A 12809-nucleotide genomic window follows, 5' to 3' on the forward strand; every position below is an offset into this window, starting at 1 on the left:
GTGATATACGAATATTTTAATCTGTCTGCCCGAAATCCTATCATCGCGGGCCATCAAGCATTCGGGCAGCCTTTATTGCCGGGTTTGGCATATATTGACCTAATCTATCAGGCGTTTAACAAGCACGGCTTCTCCTTTCGGCAACTGGAGTTGCGCAACCTGGCCATCCACAGGCCAGTGCTGATCAGCGGTTCCGAAAGTGTGAGGCTGGAATTGGCTGCCGATCGCCAGATGACCGGCATATGGGGGATTCGGCTCCAAGGGCACCAAGGGCATTCTTCCGGGGACGATCGGCCGTTCGGCGAAAGCCAATTATATGCCGAAGCCGAAATGCATCTGACGGAGGCGTCCTCTTTTATCAATGATCATTTGGATTTTAAACCGGGTCGTCACGCCGCACCTGCTGTAGTACCGCTGGAGCGAATGTACAGCGAGTACCGCGAGCAGCAGTTGGTCCACACCGGATGGATCAAAGTGGAGGGGATGCTTTACGAGCGGCCGGACTCCGTGATCATGGACGTTCGCGTCGCACCCGATGCCAAGCCGAGCGCGCAACAGTTTTTGTTTCATCCTGCGCTCATCGACGGCAGCGGGGTAGGGGCAACGAGATTTCTGGCACCTCCGGTTTCCGATGAACCGCGTTTGTATCTGCCTTTGTATTATGAATCTTTTCGCGCCGTGGAGCCTCTACAGCTGCAATGTCATACCCTTGTCCGGAAAGACTCGGTCGTCCGGCGGAACGAGCTCATCTCCTGGACGATGGAGTTTTTCAACTCCCAGGGAAGCAAGGTTGCGGAGCTGCGGAATTTTACGGTCAAGCGGGTTCGCGAAGCCGGCCGGATCAGTGTTGATTCAAGACTGGATTGGAACGGAATCGGGACTATCGGAGAAGCCGAATCCGGAACGGACTACCCCTTGGCTTCGCGGGAGAGCGGCGGAACGCTTGAGTCGATCGAACAGTTTCTGGTCGATATCCTGGCGGACAGACTCGGTATTGCCCGAGGTCAGATCGATCGGCGTGCCGGGTACTACGAGCTTGGTCTGGACTCTTCAGGATTACTGGGGATGGTGAAAACCATGGAGTCCAGAATCGGTACGACTTTGTCGCCGACGTTGTTATTCGAATACACAACGATCCAGGAACTTGCCTCCTATTTGGACAAACATTACCATGACAGATTCATGCCGCCAGCACCGTCTGACGAGCAGGAACGGCAGTATGATAGGAAGCCATCTGGCAAGGCAAGGATACAGCTGCCTTCTTCTGCCCCATCGAAGGGCTCGGGATCGGAGGGTGACATTGCCATCATCGGCATGGCCGGCCGGTATCCGATGGCAGGGAACATTCATGAGTTCTGGATAAACCTGCTGGACGGAAAAAACTGCGTGACGGAGATCCCACCTTCGCGTTGGGATCGGGTGAGCATGGGGCATATCAAATCCCCATCGGGAAAAGACATTTCCAAATGGGGCGGGTTCATCGACGACCCGGATGCGTTTGATCCGAAGTTTTTTCGGATTTCCCCAAGGGAAGCAGAGACGATGGATCCCCAGGAACGCCTGTTTCTTGAGGTCTGCTGGGAGACGATGGAAGATGCCGGCTATACGCCCGATACAATCGTACCGCCGCACGGCAATGCCCGGCGCAGAGTCGGTGTATTCGCCGGTGTCATGCATAAGGATTATTCGCTCATCGGGGCGGAAGCGATGTCGCGTGGGGCGACTTTCCCGCTGTCGCTGCAGACCGGTCCGATTGCAAACCGCGTTTCGTACTATTGCGATTTTCATGGACCGAGCATGACGGTCGATACGCTGTGCTCATCTTCCTTAACCGCCGTCCATTTGGCAGTGGAAAGCCTGCGGCGTGGAGAAAGCGAGGTTGCGCTGGCCGGAGGGATCAATTTGTCGCTCCATCCAGCCAAGTACGTGACCTACGGACTGTGGGGAATGCATTCCAGCGATGGCCGGTGCAGGACGTTCGGCAAGGATGGGGACGGTTATGTCTCATCCGAAGGGGCGGCCGCAGTGCTGCTGAAGCCGTTAGGCAAGGCCATTGAAGACCGTGACCGCATTTATGCCGTTATCAAAGCCAGTTCTGTAAATCATGTCGGAGCGGTAAGCGGGTTCACGGTTCCCGGGCCGGTCGCACAGGCGGAAGTTATTGCCGACTGCTTGTCGCAGGCCGGAATCGATCCACGGACGATCGGGTACGTTGAAGCCCACGGCACAGGTACGTCGCTTGGGGATCCGATTGAGATGGAAGGCTTGATCCGCGCTTTCGGCGGCGATTCCCAGGATCGCCAATACTGCGCGATCGGATCGGTCAAGTCCAACATCGGGCATGCGGAATCCGCGGCAGGTGTCATCGGTTTACAGAAAGCCGCCCTGCAAATCTACCACAAAACGCTCGTTCCTTCCCTGCATGCGGAGGAGCTGAATCCTTATATTGATTTCGACCGCTCTCCGTTTTATGTCCAGAACAAGACGGAGGCGTGGATGCATCCTGTGGTAGAGCAAAACGGGTTACAGGTAACCTTGCCTAGGCGTGCCGGCCTAAGCTCTTTTGGGGCAACAGGCTCCAACGCCCACCTTTTGCTGGAGGAATATGTAGGACCGCCCAGAAACATTGAGCAGCAGGACAGAAATGAAAACCAGCGGGTAACGAGAACGGCCGTGCCATTATCCGCCAAAAATGCTGAACGGCTCAGGGCATATGCCGAGCGTCTTCTGGATTACCTGCTGCAGGGCAAGAAAACCGGAAAGATTGAAGAACGAATTACCGCTCAACAACCGCTTGTAAATCATGTCAAGGAACGGCTTGAAACAGCATTGTGCGGGTACCTGGCCCGAATCCTGTTTGTTCGTGATGAATTGATCGAAACCGGCGTTCCGTGGGGAGACTACGGCGTTGAGCCGGTTCACTTCGGGCTGCTGAAAGAAACGCTCCGCAATGAGCTTCATATCGAAATGGACGAATCCGAATGGGGCCAGCGAAGCACGGTTTCTTCCGTCACAGACTACCTGATAAACGAGTATGCTGAGCAAATTCAGGATATATATGGGGATGCCGGACTTGTTGGTGATGCGATGTTGGAGGTCCATACGGATCAGGACAAAGTTTACCTGAAGGATCTCGCCTATACGCTGCAGGTCGGACGGGTCTCCTTAGAGGAGCGGATTCTGTTCGTCGTTGACACGGTGGATGAACTTATTCAAAGTCTTCGGGCGTTTCTGGATGGGGACGAAGCGTGGCCGGGCATATTCAGGGGGCAAGCGAAATCAATTTCATCAGGTCCGGAAGCGTTCCGAAAGGAGGATGTCCGTTTATGGGAGCAAACCGGGGATATCGAACGCCTGGCAAACGCTTGGGTTCTCGGAACAGCTGTCGATTGGGCTGCGGTCCATGGGAACGACAAGCCTAACCGAATCAGCCTGCCTACGTACCCTTTTGCCAAGGAAAGATACTGGATCCCGGCGGACATGACGGTTACGTTGGGTCCTCCGCAGACGATCCCGGTCACCAATACGATCACCCCTATTCATCCGCTGCTGCATATGAACGTGTCCGTTTTCGGAGAGCAGCGGTTTGAGACACGCCTGTCGGGCGCGGAATTTTTTCTGACAGACCACAGGGTACAAGGCAGCAAAGTTCTTCCCGGCGTCGCCTATCTGGAGATGGCACGGGCAGCCACGCTGCATTCCCTCGGGCGCTCAGCCCAAAAGGAAGCTTCTCAAGGGATACGGCTGAAAAACATCGTTTGGATTCGGCCGTTTGTTGCGGACGATTCGGAAAACAAGCTGACCATCCGGTTGTTCGAGGATCACGGCGGCCGCATTTCTTTTGAAATCTATAGTAACAGCGAGGGAGAGGGACGAGTCATCCATAGTTCCGGGCAAGCGGAAACGGATGAATCTGTGGCGAGTCCGCCTGCGCTGGACTTGGATCGGATCTTACAGGTTTGCAGAGACCAATCTCTTTCTTCTTCCAACCTTTACGCGAACTTTAGGCTCATGGGCATGGAATACGGTCAGGATCACCAGGGGATCGACGTCATCCATGTCGGAGAGGGCCAAGTCATTGCCAAGTTAATGCTGACGAATGCTGCTGCATCCGAAGCCAACGATTACGTTCTGCATCCAGGAATGATGGACTCGGCGCTGCAAGCCACAATCGGGCTGCACAAGCTCTCCCGAGCATCAAGCGGCCATCCTTCCAGCACTTCCAAACCGTTAATGCCGTTTGCACTCCAGGAAATGGAGTTATACGCACCATGCGAAGCTGAAATGTGGGCATGGATCCGGCAGAGAGACGATTCTACGGCAACCACGCAAAAACTGGATATCGATTTATGCGATGCCAGCGGCCGGGTGTGTGTACGGATGAAAGGATTTTCGACCCGGGTGTTGGAAGGAGCACTTGCCTCAAGGATATCCGATTCAAATGCAAAGGAAACGCAATTCCACCGGAACATGAAGGAAATGACGCAGTATCATCCCGATGAGGCGAGGCAAACCAACAGCGCATCCGACCCGCATGAAGAAGATGCCGGTCATGATCCGGTGAGTCTTGCAGGAAACGTCCATCTGCTTCCTGTTTGGGATGAAGTCCCGGCAGCAACCATATCCGCTCTCGCCCCATCGTCCCTTAAAGGTGAAATGCTAATTGTGGGGGGAAGCCGACAAGCGGATCTCATCCGGCGTTATTTTCCAGATGCCCACGTGCTGGTGCCCGCTGAGGAAGATTCGGTTTCCGCGATCAGCGCGAGACTCGGGGACTTATGCCGCATTGACCACGTCGTGTGGATCGCTCCAGAGTCCAAGTCCGGTTGGGCCGATTCTGAGGGTTGGATTCAAGCCCAGGAACAAGGGATCCTTCCTTTATTCCGATGGATTCAGGCATTCCTGGATCGGCGTTATAACGAACAGCCTTTGCAGTGGACCATCATTACGACGGAAACCCTGCCGGTATCGGGCAAGGAGCAGGTTCAGCCCGCCCATGCGGGAGTTCACGGTCTGGCAGGATCCTTGGTGAAAGAATATGCGAACTGGTCCGTCCGGATTGCCGACCTCGAGAGTGAAAGCGACTGGCCGCTGGACACCCTGTTCTCGCTTCCTGCCGACCGTCGTGGCCACCCGTGGGCATACCGAAACGGGAAGTGGCATAAGCATTCGCTGATCCGGGTACATGCGCCGGTACGACCGGAAAGATCCCTGCTGCAAACCGGCGGGGTATATGTCGTCATCGGCGGAGCCGGAGGCATCGGAAGAGCTTTCAGTGAATATATGGTGCGCACTTATCAGGCCCGAATCGTATGGATCGGGCGAAGACCGCTGGACGAAGAAATCCGTAGCCGAGCTGGCCGGATCGCTGCGTTTGGACCAAAGCCCGAGTACTTGTCGGTTGACGCGTCCAGCGAGGTTTCGCTGCGTGAAGCCTACATGCATATTAAGGGGAAGTATGCACGCATAAACGGCGTCATCCATTCCGCCATGGTTTTGAACGATCAGGATCTTGCCGGTATGAGCGAGGATTCGTTTCGGGCCGCGCTCCGCGCCAAAGTGGATGTCAGCGTAAGGCTGGCAAAAGTATTTGAAGAAGAACCGCTGGATTTCGTGCTGTTTTTCTCCTCCTTGATCAGCTTCATTAAAAATGCGAAACAAAGCCATTATGCATCGGGCAGCGCGTTCAAAGACGCATTCGCCCACCGGATGTCGCAGGAGTGGTCATGCCCGGTCAAAATCATGAACTGGGGTTACTGGAGCAGCCCGGAAGCTGATGCTTCAGAAGAGGTCAAGCAGCTAGAGCGCATCGGCATGGGGCTAATCGAGCCTGCGGACGGTATGGAGGCGGTGGAGCTTCTACTATCCGCTCCGTTCCGTCAAATGGCCATGATTCGAACGACTCGGGAACTTGTGGTGGAAGGCATGAGCACCGAAGATCGAGTCGAAATGCTGCCGGATACGGACAGCGGTTCCTTTTCGTGGCTGCAGCAGCTTCCGGACCGAAACCAAACCGCCCTGGATTTGGAGAAAGGTTTGGTTCTGGCACACGAAGCGGATGATGTGCTCGGAACCATGCTTCTGTCACGACTCGCATCCATGGGGATGTTCCATGGCATAAGCGGAACTCGTGATAATTTGTGCAAGCAGGCCCATATTTCTCCACGATATACCCGCTGGCTGGAGGAGAGCCTGGAAGCATTGACCAGGAAAGGGCGGCTGATACGAGCCGGCGAGTCATATCGCTTAGCGGAAGATGTTACACAGAATCCGGATTTTGCGCGATCCGCTTGGGATGAGCATAAGAAACACTGGAGTACCGATTCCAGCCTGAAGCCTTGGATGAGCCTGGCCGATACGATGCTGGAGGTGCTGCCTGATATTTTAAGCGGTAAAATCCGTGCTACCGATATGATGTTCCCGAATTCCTCCATGCGCCGGGTGGAAGGAATCTATAAGAACAACCCTGTGGCGGACTACTTCAACGAGGTGCTGGCGGATTCGGCCGTGGCCATCATCCAGGAGATATGGCGCCGGAATCCGTCGTACAAAGTCAGGCTGATTGAAATTGGAGCGGGAACCGGAGGGACGAGCAGCCTGCTTTTCCGCAGGCTTCAGCCTTATCAGGACCGGATCGAGGAGTACTGCTACACGGATATATCCAAAGCCTTTCTGCATCACGCGGAAAATGAGTATGGCCCTCATGTCTCCTATCTGACTTACGATTTATTTAATGTCGATGATCCCGGTACGGAATGGATGGACAAAAAAGGAAAGTTCGACATTGCCATCGCGGCCAACGTGCTGCACGCGACGAGAAACACACGCCGGACGCTGCGACACGCCAAGGCGCTGCTGAAGAAAAATGGTCATCTTCTGATCAACGAACTTAGCAGCAGTCGTCTTCTAACCCATCTGACCTTTGGACTCCTTGAAGGCTGGTGGTTGTATGACGATCCGGAAATCCGGATACCGGGATGTCCAGGACTGTATCCTGAGTCGTGGAAGTCAACGCTCGAAAGCGAAGGGTATGGGCAGGTTGAGTTCCCGGCCGCGCATGCCCATTCCTTGGGACAGCAAATTATTGCCGCAGCAAGCGACGGCACGATTCGCGTCAAGGCCTCTGTGCATGGCGTTGACCGTGGGCGAACCGTAAGAAGAAAACCTTCCTTGAGCGGATCGAGAAACGGTCCGCTGGCTGATTCCGGAAGTTTTGAGCTGATTCACAGACAAGTGACGAAGCGTATTAAACCAGTATCCGTCCAGGTCAACGATGTAGAACGGACGATCCACACCGCCCCGCAGCCGGCTCAAGCTCATGACGAAGAGCTGATTTCCCAAAGGCTGGAGCATCATGTCAGAGAGGTGATCGTAGACAAGCTATCCGAGGCGCTGAAGGTGCATCCGCAGGATATTGATCTGGATGAATCATTTGCCGATTACGGACTTGATTCGATTATCGGAGTTCACCTCGTGCAAATTTTGAATCAGGCGTTAAACATCGAACTGGATACGACCACTTTGTTTGATTACAGTTCGGTCCGTCAGTTGACTACGTATATTTTGAAGGATCACCGGGAGGGGGCTGCCGGTACACTGGCAGAGTTTTTGCCGCCTGCGTCCGCTTTGGTGAATGATGGAGCGGAAGACGAACTTCAGGATTCCGGAGATGAGAGCTTCGTGTCGATGGACCATCCTGCCTTGGAAAGCGAACAGTTCCTTTTTGCACAGGAAAGCGGAAATCCATCTGATGCGCAGGGATGGGAGGAGGAACACGAACCGATCGCGATCATCGGAATGAGCGGCAGATTTGCCGGTTCGGCCGACGTAAATGAGCTGTGGGAGCACTTATCCCGAGGCGAGGAGCTGATCGGCACCTCTCCAAGGTGGGACCTGTCCGACCACTATCCACCGGGCTCGGCATTCTGCGAGGCTGGGGGATTTGTGGACGGCATCGACCAATTTGATCCTTTCTTTTTTAACATTAACGGACTGGAAGCCACCTACATGGATCCGCAGCAGCGGGTCTTCTTGGAGGAATGCTGGAAAGCGCTGGAGGATTCCGGATACGCAGGCAATCGCGTTCAGGGGAGCCAGTGCGGCGTGTATGTCGGCTGCCTGGGCGGTTCCGGCGATTATTCGTCTCTGGCGGGAAGCGAGCGTCCGCCGCAGGCCTTTTGGGGAATGGCCGGGTCGGTCGTCCCTGCCAGAATCGCCTATTATCTGGATCTGAAAGGCCCCGCCATCGCCATTGACACGGCGTGCTCCAGTTCGCTGGTCGCCGTCCACCTGGCCTGCCAGGGGTTGAGGTCCAGGGAGACGGAATTGGCATTGGCCGGGGGCGTATTCCTTCAGTCAACGCCTTGGTATTATTTGAGCACCAACAAGGCGGGGATGCTATCGGCTACAGGGCACAGCTATACGTTCGACGAACGTGCCGACGGTTTCGTCCCCGGAGAGGGAGCCGGCGTTCTGGTGCTGAAGCGTCTGAAGGAGGCCTTGGCAGATGGGGACCGGATTTACGGGGTTATTCGGGGCAGCGGGCTCAATCAAGACGGGACGACCAACGGGATCACCGCGCCAAGCGCCCTGTCCCAGGAAAGGCTGGAGTGCGGCGTATATGACAAATACGGCATCGATCCTTCGCATATTCAAGTCGTCGAAGCGCATGGCACCGGAACGAAACTGGGCGATCCGATCGAATACCAGGCGATTACGCGAGCTTTCCGTAAGTATACCGACCGAAGCGGCTACTGCGCGATCGGCGCGATCAAGACCAATATCGGGCATGCCGCTCACGCGGCGGGCGTGGCCGGCATCATCAAAATTTTGCTTGCTTTAAAACACGGGCAAATTCCGCCTACGCTGAATTTCCACCAGGGCAATCCCGGCATTTCGTTCGAAGACAGCCCTTTTTACGTCAATACAAGCCTGAAAGAATGGACCCCGGAAGGGCAGCGCCCAAGGCTTGCCGCCGTCAGCTCATTCGGTTTCAGCGGAACCAACGCCCATGTCGTCATTGAAGAAGCTATAGCTCCTATGCGAGTATCGGCAAGCCGGCCGGGGCACCTGATCGTCTTGTCCGCACGGACCTCTGAGCAGCTGCGTGAGCAGGTTCGACAGCTGTCGGACTTCATGGCTGAGCACAAAAAAACGCCGCTTGCCGACATCAGCTACACGCTGCTGCTGGGGAGAAAGCATTTGAACCATAGGTTTGCCTGTGTGGTCAAATCGGAAGTAGAGCTACAATCACTCCTTCATGGGTGGCTGTCAGGTGGTCATCTGCAGCAGCAAGTCTTTACGGCTTCCTTTCAGGAAAACGAACGCAGCGAGAGGCTGACTCTAAAAAGATACGGAAATCAATGCATCCATGAGCTGCAGGGCATTCATGATCCGGACGAGTATATGGAACGCCTGACGGCCGTAGCAGAGCTTTTCGTACAAGGCTATGTTCTGGATATCGAGGCTTTGTTCCAAGGGACCGGGCATACCGTTGTCTCGCTTCCGTCGTATCCATTCGAAAAAGGAAGATACTGGATTTCGGAAACTTCCAAGGAACGGGAAGCAGCGCGGCGACTGCATCATCCATCCGGATCTCCTTTAGAGCGCCACCCGCTGCTGCACGACAATGTATCTGATTTGTCCGGTGTAAAATTCCGTTCCCTCATAACCGGAGATGAGGATTACCTGATCAAGCTTCAGGAAAAAGGAGGTTACCGTCTTCCTGGAGGAGCATGCCTGGAAATGGCGAGAGCAGGTGCCGCGCTGTCGTCCAATAGTTTGAAACTGCCGGCTGAGGACATCGTTCTTAGGGGCGTGGCATGGTCCAAACCGCTAGATCTGGTGCAGGATGGTGTCACCTTGGAACTGGAGCTGTTTGCCGAAGAGGACCAGACCCTCGCTTATGAAATTCGGGCACAGCCGCTGGCTGAGGGTACCGAGCCCGAGCCCGTCGTACTCAATCAAGGGTCGGTTCTTTGGGAGACGGTCCCGGAAGAGCGCGCAGATCTTTCGACGATTCAAGCCCGCTGCTCCATCCAAACCTGGACGAAACAGGAGTGGTACCGTTCATTTGAAACATCCGATATCCTCAGTGCGCCCGAACAGCGGATTATCGAGAGCGTATGGGGCGGAGACGGGAAGGTGCTGGCTAAAATTTCGGCTGACTGCTTGACGAATGACCAAGAGCACCGAATGGTGCTTCATCCCATCGTATTGGATCAAGCCCTTCAGCTAGCTTGCGCGATCGATTGGACCAGGGTGAATCCGCTGGGCGAACCGATTCGCTTTCGTGCGGCTTCTCTTCCGATCACAGCTGCAGAAATTCGAATCAAGGACACGGGTGCCCACGCAATGTGGGTTTACGTCTCGCTATGCGAACAGGATGGCGGTTTCAGTGAGACGCGGACGATTGATTTGGACCTATATGATTCAAAGGGAACTTTGTGTGCGCGATTCAGTCATTTGACGGTGAAAATGCCTGAGCGGGATTTCCGTTCCGCCGTAACAATTTCAGAAATGGGAGAGATGAGAAGATGAGCAGACCGACCCACGGGGATGGATCCGGCAAAGCAGCACCATCCGCAGATATTCTACAACTCACCCCGTTTTATCAAGAAACGGACTTTCAGGCTAATGAGTTTCAGGAGGCGGATGCTGCTTATACGCAGCACATTCTGTTTTTGTGCGGACTAGAACCTCACTTCCAGGATCTCTGCCGCAGCAGGCTGCCCGAAGCGCAGCAAATCGTTTTGGCAAGCAACCGCTCTGAACGGCCAGATCTGGATTTGATGGAAAATGCCGATCGCATGTTATTAGCACTTCAGGAGGCGATGAAAGACAGAGGAACAGGAAAAGTGTTGGTTCAACTCGTCATCCATTCAGCGGGAGAGCTCAAATTGCAGACGGGGCTGTATGCCTTTTTAAATACGGCTCGTCAGGAAAACCCCCGGATTGTCCCGCAGCTGATCGAGATCGGTGAAGGCGTGAACGAAACAGCAATTGTTCATTGGATCATGGAAGCGAAGTCCACCGGCAACTGTGAAAGACTCCGGATTCAATTCGGGTCTGTTAGCTGTTTTGGCTGGAGGGAAGAGAAGATGGAAGAAAGGGGTGCAGTCACCCCTTGGAAAGATGGAGGAGTCTACCTGATTACCGGAGGCATGGGTGGACTCGGACGCCAATTTGCAGCCGATATCTGCCGAAAAGCCATCCGCCCTGTCGTCATTCTTTCGGGCCGCGCTCCCTTGGACGCGAAGAAAGAAGAGCAGCTGGCGTTTCTAAGCTCCATAGGGGCGAATGTCGAATATATTCAGGCCGATATCGCGGACAAAGATCAGGTTGACGACCTGGTCCTGCTTCTGATACGCAAATATGGCGTTCTGAACGGAATCATCCACTGCGCGGGGGTCATCCAGGACGGATACATTCTAAGGAAAACGGTTAAGGAAATGCACAGGGTGTTGTCCCCCAAAGTGACAGGGCTGACCTTTCTGGATCAAGCAACACAAGACATGGCTCTAGACTTCCTTGTTCTTTGCTCTTCCATTGCCGGAAGCCTCGGCAACCCGGGACAGGCGGATTATGCGCTTGCCAACGCCTATATGGACGCGTACGCGGCCTACCGGAACCGGCTCGTTGCGGAAGGATTGAGATTCGGCCGGACGATATCGATCAATTGGCCGCTCTGGAAAGATGGGGGAATGGAAGTCGCAAACCATACGGAGGACGGCAGGAACGGAAACCGGGGACTGACCGCCATGGAAACGTCAGACGGACTCGAGGTTCTATATTTCGGAATCGCGACCAAACATGATCAGATCATGACATTATCCGGAGATATCGAACGCTGGAGGCATGAGCTGTTAGGCGCGGCTGAAAGTTCGCGTCTTTCTGAATCCACTAGCTCTCTGGCGCAAACCGCTGCATCGTTTACTCACTTAAACTCAGATATGCTGAAGGAACGTACCGCCGAACAGCTTAAAGAGCTGTTCGGGAAAACGATCCAGGTACCGTCTTCCCGAATAAGCCTTCACGAACCGTTGGAGAGCTACGGCCTCGATTCTTTGATCGTCAATCAAATGAATCGGCAGCTGGAGGAGATTTTTGGAGATCTGAGCAAAACTTTATTTTATGAATACATGACGCTGGGGGAGGTCGCGGATTATCTGTCATCGGCCCATACCGATGCATGCTTCCGCTGGAGCGGTTACGAAAATGAATCCGTTCAGGAAACGACCGCACCGGAGGAGCAAGCGCAGAGCGTATTTCCGACTCTGGTATCCCGAAGAAAAAATCGGCAGGCAGCATCAACCCTGCCTGCAACGGTGCAGACGGATCGACCAGAACGGCAGGAGAAACCGGCAAATGAACCCATCGCTATCATCGGGATAAGCGGCCGTTATCCACAGGCAGATGATGTCCAGCAATTTTGGGATAATCTGATGGCTGGGAAGGACTGTATTACCGAAGTACCTGAAGAGCGGTGGTCTTTAAATGGGTTTTACACGCCGGATCCCGGGACGGCCGTCGAAAGCGGCATGAGCTATAGCAAGTGGGGCGGCTTTTTGGAGGGATTTGCGGAGTTTGACCCGCTGTTCTTTAACATTTCCCCGAGAGAGGCCATGATGATGGACCCGCAGGAGCGTTTGTTCCTGCAAGCCTGTTGGCATGCGCTGGAGGATGCCGGTTATACACGCGAGCTGCTGTCAGTCCGGCATCGCCGGCGGGTTGGCGTGTATGCGGGTGTTACGAAAACGGGCCACGATCTATACGGGCCTGAGGTGAGGGATAAGGGGGATAATGTCCAT

The 12809-nt window shown here is 54.6% G+C and carries 2 protein-coding genes (1 of these 2 running past the window's edge); both read left to right on the plus strand.

Annotated features, from left to right (window positions below; all coding sequences use genetic code 11):
- Entirely contained in the window at positions 1-10539 is a 10539-nt protein-coding gene (locus IAE55_RS03960) for an SDR family NAD(P)-dependent oxidoreductase (protein ID WP_200630983.1), read from the plus strand.
- Positions 10536-12809, plus strand: partial view of an SDR family NAD(P)-dependent oxidoreductase gene (locus IAE55_RS03965; protein ID WP_200630984.1) — the 5' end (the start) only. 16029 nt of this gene lie beyond the right edge of the window; 2274 of the gene's 18303 nt are visible here — the first part of the coding sequence; it begins with the start codon at positions 10536-10538; the stop codon falls past the right edge of the window. The genes IAE55_RS03960 and IAE55_RS03965 overlap by 4 nt, the downstream gene beginning before the upstream one ends.

It is taken from the genome of Paenibacillus sp. S28 (assembly GCF_016624415.1).
In the GTDB taxonomy this organism is placed as follows: Bacteria; Bacillota; Bacilli; order Paenibacillales; family Paenibacillaceae; genus Paenibacillus_AQ; species Paenibacillus_AQ favisporus.